This is a genomic window from Mongoliitalea lutea (genome assembly GCF_014652135.1).
GTDB classification, from domain to species: Bacteria; Bacteroidota; Bacteroidia; order Cytophagales; family Cyclobacteriaceae; genus Mongoliitalea; species Mongoliitalea lutea.
On the sequence record NZ_BMYF01000024.1, the window covers coordinates 17,879 to 33,878 of the forward strand.

Annotated in this window: 17 protein-coding genes; 9 read left to right on the top strand and 8 right to left on the bottom strand. The window is 38.3% G+C overall.

Annotated features, from left to right (window positions below; all coding sequences use genetic code 11):
• Positions 1–9 precede the first annotated feature (9 nt).
• Together IE080_RS16600 and IE080_RS16605 are read left to right on the top strand one after the other, a co-directional pair.
• Positions 10–1,398, top strand: coding sequence for a sodium:solute symporter family transporter (locus IE080_RS16600; protein WP_189585279.1), 1,389 nt, complete (start codon positions 10–12; stop codon positions 1,396–1,398).
• Complete coding sequence (locus IE080_RS16605) at positions 1,376–2,233, top strand: metallophosphoesterase family protein (protein ID WP_189585282.1); 858 nt, start codon at positions 1,376–1,378, stop codon at positions 2,231–2,233. The genes IE080_RS16600 and IE080_RS16605 overlap by 23 nt, the downstream gene beginning before the upstream one ends.
• A gap of 186 nt (positions 2,234–2,419) precedes the next feature.
• Here the strand turns inward: IE080_RS16605 and IE080_RS16610 are convergent, their stop codons facing one another.
• The 7 genes from IE080_RS16610 to rocF all read right to left on the bottom strand — a co-directional run bounded on the left by IE080_RS16610 (position 2,420) and on the right by rocF (position 8,767).
• Complete coding sequence (locus IE080_RS16610) at positions 2,420–3,022, bottom strand: SGNH/GDSL hydrolase family protein (RefSeq protein WP_229800692.1); 603 nt, start codon at positions 3,020–3,022, stop codon at positions 2,420–2,422.
• Between the two features lie 150 nt (positions 3,023–3,172).
• The gene (locus IE080_RS16615) at positions 3,173–3,529 is read right to left on the bottom strand and encodes a translation initiation factor (RefSeq protein ID WP_189585288.1); all 357 of its coding nucleotides are present in this window, start codon (positions 3,527–3,529) and stop codon (positions 3,173–3,175) included.
• Position 3,530: 1 nt separating this feature from the next.
• Positions 3,531–4,382 (bottom strand): universal stress protein, encoded by an 852-nt coding sequence (locus IE080_RS16620; RefSeq protein WP_189585290.1) that lies wholly within the window; start codon positions 4,380–4,382, stop codon positions 3,531–3,533.
• Between the two features lie 63 nt (positions 4,383–4,445).
• Positions 4,446–5,360, bottom strand: coding sequence for a 1,4-dihydroxy-2-naphthoate polyprenyltransferase (locus IE080_RS16625; RefSeq protein WP_189585293.1), 915 nt, complete (start codon positions 5,358–5,360; stop codon positions 4,446–4,448).
• Between the two features lie 77 nt (positions 5,361–5,437).
• Entirely contained in the window at positions 5,438–6,019 is a 582-nt protein-coding gene (locus IE080_RS16630; protein WP_189585296.1) for a glutathione peroxidase, read from the bottom strand.
• Position 6,020: 1 nt separating this feature from the next.
• Positions 6,021–7,811: an arginine--tRNA ligase gene (gene argS, locus IE080_RS16635; protein ID WP_189585299.1), complete on the bottom strand. Its 1,791-nt coding sequence runs from the start codon at positions 7,809–7,811 to the stop codon at positions 6,021–6,023.
• A 5-nt stretch (positions 7,812–7,816) separates the two neighbouring features.
• Entirely contained in the window at positions 7,817–8,767 is a 951-nt protein-coding gene (gene rocF, locus IE080_RS16640) for an arginase (RefSeq protein WP_189585302.1), read from the bottom strand.
• Positions 8,768–8,879: 112 nt separating this feature from the next.
• Here rocF and IE080_RS16645 point away from each other — a divergent pair, with 112 nt between their 5' ends.
• Positions 8,880–9,428 (top strand): SAM-dependent methyltransferase, encoded by a 549-nt coding sequence (locus IE080_RS16645; RefSeq protein ID WP_229800693.1) that lies wholly within the window; start codon positions 8,880–8,882, stop codon positions 9,426–9,428.
• Positions 9,429–9,483: 55 nt separating this feature from the next.
• On the top strand, positions 9,484–10,557 hold the full coding sequence (locus IE080_RS16650; protein WP_189585305.1) for a BamA/TamA family outer membrane protein: 1,074 nt from the start codon (positions 9,484–9,486) through the stop codon (positions 10,555–10,557).
• Between the two features lie 44 nt (positions 10,558–10,601).
• On the opposite strand, the gene pdxA is transcribed toward IE080_RS16650, so the two are convergent.
• Positions 10,602–11,633, bottom strand: coding sequence for a 4-hydroxythreonine-4-phosphate dehydrogenase PdxA (pdxA, locus tag IE080_RS16655; protein WP_189585309.1), 1,032 nt, complete (start codon positions 11,631–11,633; stop codon positions 10,602–10,604).
• 116 nt (positions 11,634–11,749) lie between these two features.
• Here pdxA and rsmA point away from each other — a divergent pair, with 116 nt between their 5' ends.
• The 5 genes from rsmA to IE080_RS16680 all read left to right on the top strand — a co-directional run bounded on the left by rsmA (position 11,750) and on the right by IE080_RS16680 (position 15,980).
• Positions 11,750–12,532, top strand: a complete 783-nt coding sequence (gene rsmA, locus IE080_RS16660; protein ID WP_189585312.1) for a 16S rRNA (adenine(1518)-N(6)/adenine(1519)-N(6))-dimethyltransferase RsmA — start codon at positions 11,750–11,752, stop codon at positions 12,530–12,532.
• Complete coding sequence (gene mgtE / locus IE080_RS16665) at positions 12,520–13,887, top strand: magnesium transporter (protein WP_189585315.1); 1,368 nt, start codon at positions 12,520–12,522, stop codon at positions 13,885–13,887. The genes rsmA and mgtE overlap by 13 nt, the downstream gene beginning before the upstream one ends.
• Positions 13,888–13,925: 38 nt before the next feature.
• Complete coding sequence (locus tag IE080_RS16670) at positions 13,926–14,870, top strand: NAD(P)-dependent oxidoreductase (protein ID WP_189585317.1); 945 nt, start codon at positions 13,926–13,928, stop codon at positions 14,868–14,870.
• A gap of 194 nt (positions 14,871–15,064) precedes the next feature.
• Entirely contained in the window at positions 15,065–15,538 is a 474-nt protein-coding gene (gene greA / locus IE080_RS16675; protein ID WP_189585319.1) for a transcription elongation factor GreA, read from the top strand.
• A 49-nt stretch (positions 15,539–15,587) separates the two neighbouring features.
• A complete protein-coding gene (locus IE080_RS16680) occupies positions 15,588–15,980 on the top strand; it encodes an HIT family protein (protein ID WP_189585322.1) in 393 nt (130 codons plus the stop codon).
• Positions 15,981–16,000 lie beyond the last annotated feature (20 nt).

The following is a 16,000-nucleotide window of genomic DNA, read 5'->3' on the forward strand; positions in this document are numbered from 1 at the left end:
TTTTTGAATATGGAATTCAATCTCCTCTCAGTTGATGTTATACAATGGCTGTTATTAATAGTTGGATTCTCCTTACTTCTCATTGTCTCTCCCAAAGCTAAAAATATAGCAGAGTTCTTTAAAGGCTCCTCCCTGACGGAGGAGCCAAGTTATTTTGCATTGGTTTCTAGTTTAGTTATTTCATGGATTTTCGCCAAATCAATTATGAATGCGGCAGATCTTGGCTATACGTTCGGTATCCTTGGAGGTGTAGGGTATGGCATGTATTACTTGAGTTTTTTTGTAGTAGGAATTGTCATCTATCGATTACGATTTAAATTGGGTTTTTCGAGTCTCCATGATTATTTACGATCGGGATTTGGAACTATGGCTACACATGTATTCAGTTTTTTGTTGGCTCTAAGATTGTTAAATGAAGTATGGTCCAATGCAATGGTTATTGGGCTTCATTTTGGCACTTTAAATTCAGTGCCATATTTTTCATCAATAGTTATTTTCACTATCTTAACTTTAGGCTATACGCTTAAAGGGGGGATGAAAAGCTCCATTTTTACGGATGTCATTCAAATGATTTTATTTTGTATCCTTTTGTCTGTGATGATCGGAATGATTTTTCCTGAATTAGATACCACCACTGATACTTTGTTGAGTTCCAGTGTCTGGTCTTGGGAAACAGGTCTAAATTTTTTGGTTGTTGCAGTTTTACAATCCTTTAGTTATGGTTTTCATGATCCTGTGATGACAGATAGAGGATTTATTACAGAGCCTAAAAAAATGTTGCGTTCTTTTTTTATTGCTGGATTCGTAGGATTTAGCCTTATCGTTCTTTTCTCCTTTACAGGCATTATTTCCCGTCAGCTACCAATGGAATCACAGGTTCCTACCAGTAGGTTGGCAGGCTATTTTGGTGTTTCTATGCTATTGCTGATCAATTTGGTAATGCTTACTTCAGCATCTTCCACTTTGGACTCTACATTTACTTCTTTTACGAAATTGGTAATCAAGGATATTCGGATTGTTTCGGAAGAGAAATTAACCTTGTGGAAGGGTCGTTTGATAATGATTTTCCTAGCTATTATTGGTGTGCTACCACTGTTTTTTTCTCCTTCCTTACTTGCAGCGAGTACAGTCAGTGGCACCATGGTTTTAGGTTTGGCTCCAATATTTCTATTTCCTATAAAGTCAAAAAAAACCTATCCGCATTTGTTTTTAGTTCCAGTATTAATTGGTTTGGTTGCCGGGATAATTTATATATTCATTCCTGAAAACCATTCTCTGTATTTTACAGGAGGAACTCATGCAAGCTTGTTATTTGTCAATGTAATTGCATTTGTATTATCATTTACTAGTTACTTTATATTGCGGTTATTCATTTATGACACATTTACAAAAGGTTAAAATTGATTGTCAAGTAAAAAAGCTTCTCTTCTTTGGAGGTGTTTACAGCAATATTCATGCATTGAAAGCTTTGAAAAAGTATGCTATAGACCAAGGCTTTGGTTCTCAGCAAATTTTCTCAACTGGGGATATCGCTGGATACTGTGCTTTTCCAAATGAATGTTTTGAATTAATAGAAGAGTGGGGGGTAGCTGGAATTAAAGGTAATGTGGAGGAGAATCTGCTCGACGGGAAAGATGATTGTGGTTGTAATTTTGAGGAGGGGACGACTTGTGATGTTCTATCTAAAAACTGGTTTTCCTATACCAGTCGCATGTTGTCCGAAAAGTCCAAACAGTATATTTCAACACTGCCAAGTATACTTTCAATTGATTTTGCAGGAAGAAAAATACAATTAATTCACGGTTCTTATCCTGAGACCGCAGCATTTGTTTTTGATTCTACACCTTGGAGTGAAAAACAGGCAGTATTTGAGCAATTTGATGCGGATATTGTGGTTGGAGGTCATTGTGGCTTACCCTTTATTTCTAGTAAAGATGCTAAGGCATGGATAAATCCGGGAGTGATTGGTATGCCTGCAAATGATGGAGAGCCTTTTGTCTGGTTTATGACATTGACCCGAATCTCTGAAGAGACTCGGGCTTCTTTAGCAGTGAATTACCATAGAATATCCTACAATTATCAAGAGGCCGCTCGGGCTATGCTAGACAATTGTCTTCCAGGAGCATATGCAAAAACGATTTTGACAGGATTGTGGGACAACTGTGATATTTTACCTCCAGAAGAAACTTCTCGTCAAGGAAGAAAAATTGGATTGACTCACTGCCGAATTTAAAATCAGGGTGGTTAATACGTTGTTCATTATAGGCCTGATTGATAGTTTATTGGTGGAAATTATAGTGTATGATGATAATCAAGTGTCTGAAATTGATAGTAAAAATCCAAAGGTGGTAATTACATCGTATATTTAAAAAGTTGGGATGTTTATTTATGGTGAGTTTTTTAGTTTCAAAAGGTGGCTTTACTTAAGGCCACCTTTTATTTCTTCAAAAATTTCTTTAGCCATCTTTTCATATCCTATATCAGAAGGATGAATTCCATCAGAAGCAAAGAAGTTGGATGAAAACCCAGACTTCCATCGGTGGAAATAAAGTTTGTGTTTTTTTTTATTTAGTCGATTGATTTCATTGTTTAAAATATGCCTATGAAGCCCAAGGAAAAATCTCAATATTGATGGTATAGCTGGAAAATGGTTTACGGGGGGAATTTCGGGAATAATTATCTGATGACAATTTGTATTTCGTCCAACGATCTTCAAAAATTCTTCTATTTCATTTCTGAATTTGCTTGGAGGTGTAAATTTGAAACAGTCATTTGCTCCTATGAGTATGATTACTTGATCAAATACTATTGGAATATCAGGTTTTGCATGATTCAATAGTCGGTTAAGACCAGCAGCTTTTAATCCGTTCTTTCCCAGGTTGAGCACATTCCATGTTCTATCACTTTCTGAAAATATCTTTGCCGCAAAAGTAGTATCTGGACAACTTGCCCCTACACCTGCGGCCGTGGATTCCCCTATAATTAAGACCCATTTTGAGTTAGTGGGTCTCGTTAGATTCATAAATGTTGAATGTTGTGGTAACCTCTGTACTTGTTGCCGTAGTTTTTTTCCTTTCCAATAAAGTAAAGGGAAGAAAGGAATTAGTAGAATTAACTCGAAAATATAAATCAGGCGATTCATCATGTGTACTAAATAAAAGAAAAGGAGGGCTCACCCTCCTGATTTTTTGGCCTTGTAACCTTCTTTAAGTAAGAGGTCAAGGGCTTTGTCCCTTAGGTCGCCTTGGATGAGGATTTCTCCATCCTTAGCAGAGCCGCCGACCCCAAATTTATTTTTCAGCAATTTTCCTAGCACTTGCAAGTCTTCATCTGAGCCCACAAATCCGGTAATCAAGGTGACCTGCTTGCCACCTCTTGCTTTTTTGTCTAATTGTACCTTAAGCTGCTGTTGGTTAGGTGGGAGAGTTTCTGTTACCTCATCTTCCGATAAGTTGAACTCAAAGTCATCAGATGTGGAATACACCACGCCGTCTCGTTTTTTCCAGTCGTTGTTTTTTCTTGTACTCATCTCATTTTTTTGCTTTCATGGTCCATACGGGCCTTTTTGCAGCATTCACAACATCCTCAGCAATACTTCCCGTCAAAAGATGTAAAAATCCTGTGCGTCCCGTTGTAGCCATAGCAATCATATCTGCTTGTATGTCATCTGCATAGTCCAAGATTCCTTCTTCTTCAGATGTGGAATTATATATTTCCATTGATTGAGGGGAAAAACCAAATTCATCAACAAAAGTCTTCATTTTCTGAAAAGATACCCTGCTGTGTTCAAACATACTTGGGGTATTTATTTTCACTAAATGTAGCTCACCATCAATTACATCTATTGAATTTTTCAATCGCTGAGCCACGCTGGCTGGAACTTCATTGAAATCAGATGCGAAAACAATTTTTTTAACATCTGATGGGGAGATTTCAGATTTGATCGTAATTACGGGACAAGCAGCATGACGAACTACTTTTTCTGTATTTGAGCCGATTAAAATCTCTTCTAGTCCAGAAGAACCCTTACTGCCCATGACTACAATGTCTGCATCTACATCTACTATTTCCTTGGAAATCCCAGCAAATGGATTCCCGAAAATCATTTTTGTTTCAAATGTAAAGCCAGCATCTTTGAATTCCTCTTCTAGCTCATTCATTTGTTTTTTACGCTTTTCAATAAGCTCAATCATAAAAATATTGGCAGTTTCGTTGCTCATTGCTCCCGCTTCACCAAAAGAGCTGAAGCTAGTCGGCGTTGGCAATTCAATGACATGCAATAATTCTAATTTATTTTGGGTTTTTTTAGCTAAGCCAACTGCAAAATCCAGAGCGAAATTAGCTTCTTTGGAAAAATCGTAGGGAACAAGAATGGTTTTCATAGTAGTTTGAATTTTCATGGGAAAATACAAAAAATCCCTAAATTCAAAGAATGAATAAGTTAATTATTTTAGAATAAGTAAGCCTACTCCAAAACCTAAGACCCATAGTAAAGTTGAAACTGCCATTTTTTTCAGCAAAGGATCGATCTTATTTGCGGTCTGTTCCCGTTGAATTCCAAAACCTACTGAAATCATCATAGGTAATGCGATAAATCCTCCCAAGGCTCCCCAGGCATTTTGGGTCCAAATGAAAGCAAGCAACAAAGTATTCCCCCCTATGATGAGGGACCAATTGTAAACGATAGCTTTTTCACGACCTATCCTCACAGGTATTGAGCGCTTACCAGCTTTGGTATCTGATGGGATGTCCCTGATATTATTTATATTCAAAACAGTTGTGCTAAATAACCCCAATGAAATAGAAGGTATCCAAACGCCCATTTCAAGTGTGAGATTATGTAGAAAAAAGGTCCCCATCACACCTAACAATCCAAAAAACAAGAATACTGAGATATCCCCTAGACCTATATATCCATAAGGATTGGAACCTGAAGTATACGTGATGGCAGCATAAATGGCTGCAAGACCTAAACCAACAAATATCAAAATTAATTGCCAACTCTGAAGCGCAACAAATAGCAACGATATGCCAGAAATGAATGATAGTATGCCGCAAATGAACATGGCACGTTTCATTTCTGGGAGGGTGATAATGCCTGATTGCACAGCTCGAACCGGACCTTCTCTATCCTTGCTATCCGCTCCATGAACGGAATCCCCATAGTCGTTTGCAAGATTAGAAAGCACTTGTAGAAATATGGTGGTCAAAGATGCTAAGATTAAAATTTCCCAGTGCATATCACCAAAATATGCAGCAAGAAAGCTTCCCAAAAAAATACTCGATAAAGCTAAAGGTAGCGTACGTAAACGAAAGGCATGAAGCCAAGCTTGTTTTTTACTGGTAAGTGCTGTTTCCACAAGTACGGCGGATCGATAAAATTATTCCATCTTGGCTACTAGCAATGAGTAGCCAAGGTGGAAATACATGACAGAATTTAAGCCTTGATCAATTCTAAAATTTGATTGTCCATTGGCTTGACAGAAGAAGGGAAGAATTTAACCAATTCACCTTTTTCATTGATAAAGTATTTACAGAAATTCCAAGATGGCTCTTTATCATTCCATCCATTCAGATCTTTGTCAGAAAGCCATCTGTACAAAGGATGCTTGTCAGCACCTTTAACGGAAACTTTATCCATCATGGTAAATGTTACCCCAAACTTTGATGAGCAAAACTCCTTAATCTCCTCATTGGTACCAGGCTCCTGACCGCCAAAGTTGTTAGCAGGGAATCCTAAAATAGTGACTTGGTCACCGTATTGCTCATGCAGCTTTTGAAGATCTTCATATTGCGGTGTGTATCCGCAACGAGAGGCTACATTGACCAATAACAATTTTTTGCCTTGGAACTGAGAGAAATCAATCTCATCTCCATTGATGTCTTTCATTTTGAAGTCATAAATCGTCTTTTCCATGAGCAATTGGTCTAGTGTAGAGATAGTTTCAGGATTTTGCTTTTGCACGCTAGAAGTGCAGGCAAAAATGATTAGTAAAGAAAATAGCAGTAGTTTGTTCATATTACATTCGGTCTGGAACTTTTATACCTAGTAACTCCATACCGCGTTTGATTGTTTGTGCTGTTTGGAAGGATAAAGCGATACGGAAAGATTGGATAAACTTTTCTTGTTCGTTGAAAATCGGAAGTTCGGCATAGAAGCGATTGTATTCCTTGGCCAAATCAAAAAGATACTGTGCCAAGATTGCCGGAGAGTAATCCTCTGCTGCTTGGGTTAATTTCTTTTCGAAATCATGCAGGATTATGATTAAATCGCGCTCTGCATCTTGAATACCTGTTAGATCAGCGAAGGCTTCTGGGGTGTAAGAAACACCAATTTGAGCAGCTTTTCTCAGGATAGAAGCAATCCTTGCATGGGAATATTGAATAAATGGCCCTGTATTTCCTTGGAATTCTATGGATTCCTGAGGGTTAAACAACATGCGTTTCTTAGGATCTACTTTTAACAGGAAGTATTTCAAAGCACCCAATCCTAGGATTTCGTACAATTCAGCTGCCTGTCCTTCGGTAAACCCGTCGATTTTCCCTAATTCTTTGGTATGACTTTCTGCCGTATCGATCATTTCCTGAATCAGATCATCGGCGTCAACTACGGTACCTTCACGGGATTTCATTTTGCCAGTTGGTAGGTCCACCATACCGTAGGACAGGTGATACAAGCCTTCTCCATAAGAGCGGCCTAATTTTCGCATGATTTTGAACAATACATCAAAATGATAGTCCTGCTCGTTGCCTACTACATATACGGATTTATCGATTTGAAAATCATGGTATTTCAAATCTGCCGTACCCATATCTTGGGTGATGTACACAGAGGTACCGTCGGCACGTAAAACCAGCTTTTCATCCAACCCTTCGTCCGTCAGGTCCACCCAAACAGAGCCGTTTTCTTTTTTGAAGAATACCCCTTTGGATAACCCTTCCTCTACAATGTCTTTTCCCAAAAGGTAAGTATCTGATTCGTAGTAAAACTTATCAAAATTCACTCCCATTTTTTGGTAGGTCGCATCGAAGCCTTCATACACCCATCCGTTCATCAACTTCCACAAGCCTACAATTTCTTCGTCACCACTTTCCCACAATCGCAGCATTTCTTGTGCCTCAAGCATCCATGGAGCTGATTTTTTGGCGTCCTCCTCACTGATGCCTTGTGCTACAAGTTCAGAGATTTGGGTTTTGTAGGTTTTATCAAACAATACATAATACTTACCAGCCAAGTGATCGCCTTTCAAGCCACTACTTGAGGGGGTTTCACCATTGCCTAAGTGCTTGTATGCAACCATGGACTTGCAAATATGAATCCCACGGTCATTGACCAAATTGGCTTTGATGACTTCGTATCCGGTAGCTTTCATGATTTCAGCCACGGAGTAGCCTAAGAAGTTATTTCGAAGATGTCCTAAGTGTAGAGGCTTATTAGTGTTCGGGCTACTGTATTCCACCATGACCTTTTTGCCATTGGCGGGCAGTTGGCCGATTTGTGGCTTGCTCATGAGTCCTTGGAAAATATCTAACCAAGATGCTTGATTGACCACCAAATTCAGGAAGCCTTTAACCACATTATAGGCACTGACTGCTTCACTTGCGTTTACCAAATAGTCCCCGATAGCTTTTGCAGATGCTTCTGGATTCAATTTGGTTACTTTTAGGTATGGGAAAACTACGAATGTGTAACTACCCTCAAACTCTTTTCGGGTAGGTTGCAATTGTAAATTTTCAACTACTACCTCGTGGTTGAATAGTTCGGCAAAGGCCTGTTGAATAGATGAAAGTATTCCTTGTTCTAAGCTCATAGGTTTTAAAAGTGTTCGACGAGTGATTCTGTAGTGGCCTCCAAGATGTCAAATGCATTTTCAGCCATCAAGTTTTCAGTATCCAAAGTTGGGTTAACTTCCACAATTTCCCAACAACAGACCCGCTTATCTTTAATCAGTTCTGCATTAAGTTGGAGTGCTTCTTCCACAGTCAGTCCATTAGGGACGGGAGTTCCTGTACCAACAGAAATAGACGAGTCCAAACTATCCACATCAAAGGAGATGTAGATTTGATCGCAATCCTTCAGTATCTCTAACGCTTCCTGGGCTATTTGAGCCACACCTTTCTTGCGTACTTCTTCTGTTTGGAAGTTTTTGATCCTATATTTTTCAATCAAGTAATCTTCTGGTTGCTCTGTGTCCCTAACAGAGATAAAGACGATGTCTTCCGGTTTTACTTTTGGAAAATCACCTCCGATAACTTTGATTTTGTTCCAAAATAGTAAGGTTTCTTCCGAAGGTTGGTTGACCTTACAATCCAAGTTGTCAGTCTGAATGCACATAGCCAAGGGCATTCCATGCATATTTCCGGATGGGGTGGTGAATGGAGTATGCAAATCAGCATGTGCATCTATCCAGATGACACCTAAGCGCTTTTCCGGATGAGCAGCTTTGATTCCCATGATGGTGCCAGCAGCGGTAGAATGGTCACCCGCCAAAATGATAGGGAACATTTTTTCCAATCGTAGGGTCTCGATAGTACTATACACATTTTTCAAGACATGGTAGACGCCATCGATGTATTTGGCATGGGGATACTTATTTCCTTTGAAAAGAAAGTTATTGGCATCCTGCACGTGCACGGGTTCAAACTTTGTAAAGAAGTCGGATGTTTTGTCCAAACTTGCGATTTTTAGCGCATCAATGCCCAAACTGGCACCTCGGGTACCAGCAGCAATTTCGGAGCGTACTTCAACCAATTTTATATTTCTCATCACAAAAATTCTGGGTTTATTTCAATTGAATCGCGCAAAAGTAGCGAAAATACCCCAATAAGCCAGATTTTGCTAGGGATTTCACGCTTGAAAATCTGCTATATTTGTCCGTATGAAAATTGTTTTCTTCTTCGGTTGGCTGTTATTTATGCCTTTTGGGATAGGATGGGCGCAAAGCACTGTGGGTGATATAGTGCCTTTTGTGACTACCTCGGAAGAAGTAATGCGTGTAATGTTTGAATTGGCAGAGATTCAGGAAGGTGATGTACTACTGGATTTGGGTTCAGGAGATGGCAGGATTCCGATCGCTGCATCCAAACAGTTTGGCATCAAAAGTTTGGGCGTTGAAATCGACCCTGATCTCGTGCAGTTGGCTGATTCCTTGGCCAAAGATGCAGGGGTGGAAGATTTGGTCAAGTTTTATCAAGGAGATCTCTTTGCTTTTGACTTTAATCAGGCGAGTATTTTGATTATCTACCTCTTTCCGGATATCAATGAAAAATTACTACCGAAGATTCAAGCCATGCCCAAAGGTTCCCGTATAATTTCCCATCAATACCCCATAGGAGACTGGGAACCATTGAAAACGGTGGAAGTTACAGGCGTAGATGGTAAAATACAGCGATTGTTGTATTGGGAAATAGATTCATTCTTTGAATAATAAATCAAAAAATCTGTAGGTGGTCCAATAATTATTTTTTAGCGTATATTGATCGATGAAATTGGCATTATTCATAAAACTATTTATCCCTTTATTTTTTTCTGCAGAGACAGATACACTTTCCGAAAAAAGTTCGTCCTTAACCGTTATTCCTGTCGTTTACTATACGCCTGAAACACTTTTATCATTAGGGTTAGGAGGTGCTTTGACATTCAATTTAGCCAATGAAAATCATGAAACTTATGAAAGTTTAATTGTTGGAGGAGCAGCTTACACACTTAGAAATCAATTATTGTTGTTTTCGAATTGGAGAATTTTTACCGATAATAATAGATCGATGTATGCAGGTGAATTAGGATACTATCGCTATGTTTTTTTCTTTTTTGGATTAGGTTCGGCTCCGGTTGACTCCAATAGAGAGTCTTTTAATGCAAACTTACAGCGATTAAGAGCAGATTATTACAAAAAATTGAGTAGTTCTTACCCTGTAAGTTTAGGTTTAAAATCAGTGTTGGATAATTACTATAATATTGAAAGAGATGCCTTGGGTCAATTAGAAACACAGTCCATAGTCGGTAAAGATGGTGGATATATCGCAGGTTTTGGCCCCTCCATGTTGCTAGATACAAGAGATAGTCAGTTATACCCTCAAAGAGGGATGTATCTAGAAAGCGGGATTACGTTTATGAGATTAGGGAATTCTAGCTATGACTTGATTTATGCTGATTTTAGAAAAATCTTTTCTATTAACAAGAAGAATCTAATTGTTATTCAATTACTTTCAGAACATACGTTCGGCGAAGTTCCTTTTTTTGCAATGCCTATGATAGGGGGGAATAAAAATATGAGAGGATTATTTGAAGGACAGTTCAGAGATACTAACATGACAGCATTGAATGCTGAATTTAGAAAAGAGGTTCTTCCACGGTGGAAAGTGGTTTTATTTTCTGGGTTAGGGGATGTTTATGGTGACTATTCGGAAACTACATTTTCAAATATTAAATTAACTTATGGCACAGGATTAAGATTTAAACTTCGAAAATCTGAGAAATTAAATTTAAGGTTTGATGTCGCTCGTGCGCATAGGAGTGATGTGTATTTTTACCTCACATTTGGAGAAGCATTTTAATTTTTTACTAAATCAAGCATCTTTAAGATAAAAAAGGGGAGGTTTTACCCTTCCCCTTCTTCGGATTCCCAGTTACCTCTATTTTTAATGATATCGTATGCCTGAAAAATAGCTTCTCGCATAGAGCCTTCATCAGCAATATTTTTTCCAGCTATATTGTAAGCCGTGCCATGGTCTGGAGACGTTCTTACGATTGGCAAACCAGCAGTAAAGTTAACGCCTGAATCGAAAGCGAGTGATTTAAATGGGATTAGTCCTTGGTCGTGATACATAGCTAGAACACCATCGAACTTTTTTTGATGCATCATTCCAAAGAAACCATCAGCGGGATAAGGTCCGAAAACTAATTTGCCGTGGTCTTTGAATTCCCGAATGACAGGATTGATAATTTCAATTTCCTCTTTTCCAAGCAATCCGTCTTCTCCAGCATGAGGGTTTAGACCTAAAACTGCCACTTTTGGCTTATTGATTCCAAAATCATTTTCCAAGGAATTTAACATAAGGTTTAATTTCTTGCGGATGTTTTCTGAGGTTAATTTCTTTTCAATTTGAGTTATAGGGATATGACCAGTAACGAGGCCTACACGGATATCCGGAGCGACCAAAAACATCAAGCTATCTTCCGACCCAAAGGCCTCTGTTAAATACTCAGTGTGGCCGATAAACTTCTTCTCAGGTGAATTGATATTGTTTTTATTCAAAGGCGCAGTTACCAAACCATCAATTTTCCCTGCTTTCATGTCCCCAATGGCTTGATTGAGAGCTGCTAATGCCATTTTTCCCGACTCCTGAGTTTCTACACCCGGCATCACCTCTGGACTTTCTTCGAGAACATTCACTAGATTTACTTTTTTGTGATGGACTTCATCTACCGAACGGATTTGCATGAAATTAAAATCTTCTAATTCTAACTGCTTACGATAGAAGGCCATAGCTTTACCATGCCCATAAATTACAGGAGTTACCAATCGCATAATTCGATTGTCTAATAAGGCTTTCATGGTTACTTCGGCACCGATTCCATTAATATCTCCAATACTTATCCCGATAATGGGTTTTTGTTTTCTGTTACTCATTAATTTCTAATTAGCGTACTAAAGCTTTACAAGGACTTCACATAAGATAGTAGGCCTTTGTGATAATTGTCTTATTTTTGGATTGCAATTTATATAAAAATATCAAAGATAGCCGCATGGACAAAGTCAAACCCAAAAAACACTTGGGGCAACATTTTCTGACAGATTTAAGGATCGCTCAACGAATAGCGGAGGCCGTAACTGGTCATTGGGATGTGAAAAAAGTGTTAGAAATTGGGCCTGGAATGGGTGTTTTGACAGACTTTTTATTGGAAAAAGACTGGGATTTGTACCTGGTGGATATCGATACAGAGTCTATCGCTTATTTGCATCAGAAGTACCCAAAGCTGGGAGAAAAGATAATTGAGGGAGATTACCTCAAAAAGGATTTTGCCCCGATTATGAATGGTGATTATGCTGTTGCTGGAAATTTTCCTTACAATATTTCTTCACAGATCTTTTTCAAGGTTTTGGAAGAACGAGCGCATGTGACAGAAGTGGTATGCATGTTGCAGAAAGAAGTTGCAGAACGTATCGCTTCTCCAAAAGGGAATAAGGATTATGGAATTTTGTCTGTGTTATTACAAGCATTCTATGACATAGAGTATCTGTTTACAGTGCCTCCAGGAGTATTCAATCCGCCTCCCAAGGTAAATTCCGGAGTGATTCGGCTTCAGAGGAATTCGGTCCAAAATCTAGCATGCGATGAAAAATTGTTCTTCAAAGTTGTGAAACAAGGTTTTGCCACCAGAAGAAAGACTTTGAGGAATTGCATGAAAGTATTCAATGTATCGCCGGAACTTAATGCTGATCCCGTGATGGACAAGCGGGCAGAGCAGCTGGATGTCCAGGAATTTGTTAGTTTAACCCAAAAAATACAGGAATCTTGGAACCAATAAAGTCATTTTCATTATCCAAAGAATACTTAGAAAGTCTACGAGAAGGTATTGATAATCAGAAGATAGACTTTATTCAAGAGTCTTTGGAGGGAGCGAATGTAGCAGATATTGCGGCGATCTTGGATGAATTGAATATGGAGGAGGCACTTTATGTGCTACGCTTACTCAGTGCTGAAATTGCTGCGGATATTCTGATTGAACTGGAAGAAGATTCCTTATTGAGGGTCATTCGTGAAATGGAGCCGTCGGAATTAGCTGCTTTTATTGAGCATATGGATTCAGATGATGCAGTTGATATTTTAATCTTGATGTCTTTTAAGGAGCGGGAAGAGGTCATCTCCTACTTGACTGAAAAAGAAAAGTCTGCCAATATTTTAGATCTTTTGCGCTATGATGAGGATTCTGCGGGTGGGTTGATGGCCAAAGAATTTATTAAAGCTAACCAAAATTGGAATGTTGTTCAGACTATTGAGGAAATCAGGAGACAAGCCGAGCGGGTAGAAAAAATATTCTCTATATATGTTGTTGATAATAAGCAGCATTTATTGGGAAGAGTTTCATTGAAAAAAATTATTTTAGCAGCTTCTGATACAAAAATAATGGACATATATGAGCCAGATATTGTATCTGTGCCCACCCATGCTGATGGTGAGGAGGTAGCTGAAATTATGCGTAAATATGATTTGGAATCCATTCCGGTCGTGAATGCTAAAAATAGATTAGTTGGTAGAATTACAGTCGATGATGTGTTGGATTTGATTCGAGAACAGTCCGAAGAAGATATTCAAGCGATGACCGGTATTTCTGCAGACGTGGAGGAGTCCGACTCAATTTTTAAAATTTCCAAAGCCCGCTTGCCTTGGTTGCTTATTGGTGTCATAGGAGGTTTGATGGGTGCTCAAATTATTGGCTTTTTTGAAGAAGGTTTGAGTAAATATATTGCTCTTGCTTCCTTTATTCCATTGGTAGCTGCTACAGGGGGGAATGTCGGTATTCAATCATCTTCTTTAGTTGTACAGACATTAGCGTCTAAATCAGTATTTGACGATACTCCATGGCAACGCTTTATCAAAGGTGTCTCAATTGCTTTGGTTAATGGTGTTGTTTTAGGGATTTTTGTTTTTTTGGTAGTCCATTTTGTGTATGGGTTTGAAAGTATTTTTGGTGTAACGGTAGGATTAGCAATGTTTTGTGTGGTTTTATTAGCTTCATTTATGGGTACGGTAACTCCACTTGTATTAGATAAATTTGGGATAAATCCTGCAATTGCCTCGGGTCCATTTATTACAACTGCTAATGATCTTCTAGGCTTAGCAGTTTATTTTGGTGTTGCTATGGCTTTATTGAAGTTATAGCCTATTATTTCTTTTCAAGAAAAATTGTGTAAATCCGTATGAGTAAAAAAAGTATATTGGTAGTAGATGAGATGCACCTTTCGATCATTTCCCTACTTCAAAATAGTGGGTTTGATGTCAATTATCAACCTTCCATAGATAGGGAGGGGATCTTATCCATTTTAAATTCTTATCAAGGCTTGATTATCCGTTCTAAAACAGTGATTGATAAAGAGCTTATCGATGCAGGCAAATCATTACTGTTTATCGGAAGGGCAGGTGCAGGCCTTGATCAGATCGATCAAGATTTAATTGGAAGACGAGGCATTAAACTTTTTCATGCTGCAGAAGGTAATATGGATGCTGTAGCAGAGCATGCCATCGGGGGACTTTTGGCACTTTTCAATAATGTGTTGCAATCTGATGCTCAAGTTAGAAATGGAATATGGGATAGAGAAGGTAATAGAGGCATTGAGCTTCATAGCAAAACAGTTGGTATTATTGGTTTTGGTAATATGGGTTCTGCATTTGCTCAGAGGTTGCTAGGGTTTGGTGTCAATATTCTGGCTTATGACAAGTACAAAAAAGGTTTTGGAACCGATAGTATTGAGGAGGTTTCTTTAGATGAGATTTTTGAAAGTGTAGATGTACTTTCTGTTCATGTCCCTTTGACTGCCGAAACGACGAGTTTTTTGGATCAATCTTTTTTTAGTCAATTTAAAAAGCCAATCTTTTTTATTAATACCGCTAGAGGAGAATTGATCTCCTTTGATACCTTGAATTGGGCTTTCGACCGTGGAATTATCAAAGGAGCTGTATTAGATGTTTTAGAGAATGAAAAATTTCAACGTTTCACAAAAGTCCAGCAACAGGCATTTATGAAGCTGGCAGCACGCAAAAATGTTGTTTTTAGTCCGCACGTAGCGGGATGGACTGTGGAATCCTATCAAAAGATCAATCAAGTGTTGACTAAAAAGATTTCTGCGGTATTTGAAGTAATGTGAATTTCCTAAACTTGGATAAATTAATCCAATCGATCAAACATGATTCATTAATCTTCATATTGGAGGCGTAATTGTTTTATCATTCGGAATTTTATATATTTGTGCATCAATATAGCAATTTGTATAGAGGAAACGGTTTCCATCTGGGAGCCGTTTCTTCTATTTTTCATAGCAAGTAAATATTTAATACGAACATGGGAAAAATTCAGTATTACACAGAAGAGGGCTTGAAGCGTCTGAAAGATGAACTTCAAGAGTTGAAAACGAAAGGTAGATCAGATATTGCCAAACAAATTGCTGAGGCAAGGGATAAGGGTGATTTGAGTGAGAATGCAGAATATGATGCTGCTAAGGATGCCCAAGGTTTGTTGGAATTAAAAATTGCCAAGTTGGAAGAGGTAGTAGGAAATGCTCGAGTTATGGATAATTCCAAAGTGGATACTTCTAAAGCTGGTATTTTAAGTACTGTCAAAATCAAAAATGTAAAGAATGGTATGACAGTAGCGTATACCTTAGTCTCTGAAGAAGAAGCAGATTTAAAATCAGGAAAAATTTCATTGGGATCTCCATTTGGGAAAGGCTTAGTGGGGAAATCCGTGGGCGATATTGCGCAAATAAACGCTCCTGCTGGAGTGCTCGAGTTTGAAATTCTTGAAATTTCTTACTAAAAAAAAGTTATCCCGATGAATATCCATCGGGATTTTTTATTTTTAACCCATGTCAAGTATATTCACAAAAATAATCAATCGAGAAATTCCTGCTCATATTGTAGCGGAGGATGCGAATTACATAGCTTTTTTAGATATTATGCCTTTGTGTAAAGGGCATGTACTAGTGGTCCCCAAAAAAGAAGTGGATTATATTTTTGATTTAGATGATGAAACACTGGCGGGCTTGCATGTTTTTTCAAAAAAAGTAGCTAAAGCTATAGACAAAACAATACCGTGCACCAGAGTAGGTGTAGCGATAATTGGCTTGGAAGTTCCCCATGTCCATGTACACTTGGTTCCCTTGCGAACAATGGATGATATCAATTTCACAAGGGCTAAATTGAAACTTAGTCAGGAAGAGTTAAAAGCAATTGCAGAGCAAATTAAAAAAGGATTCTAACGATTTTTTATATGTTGAAA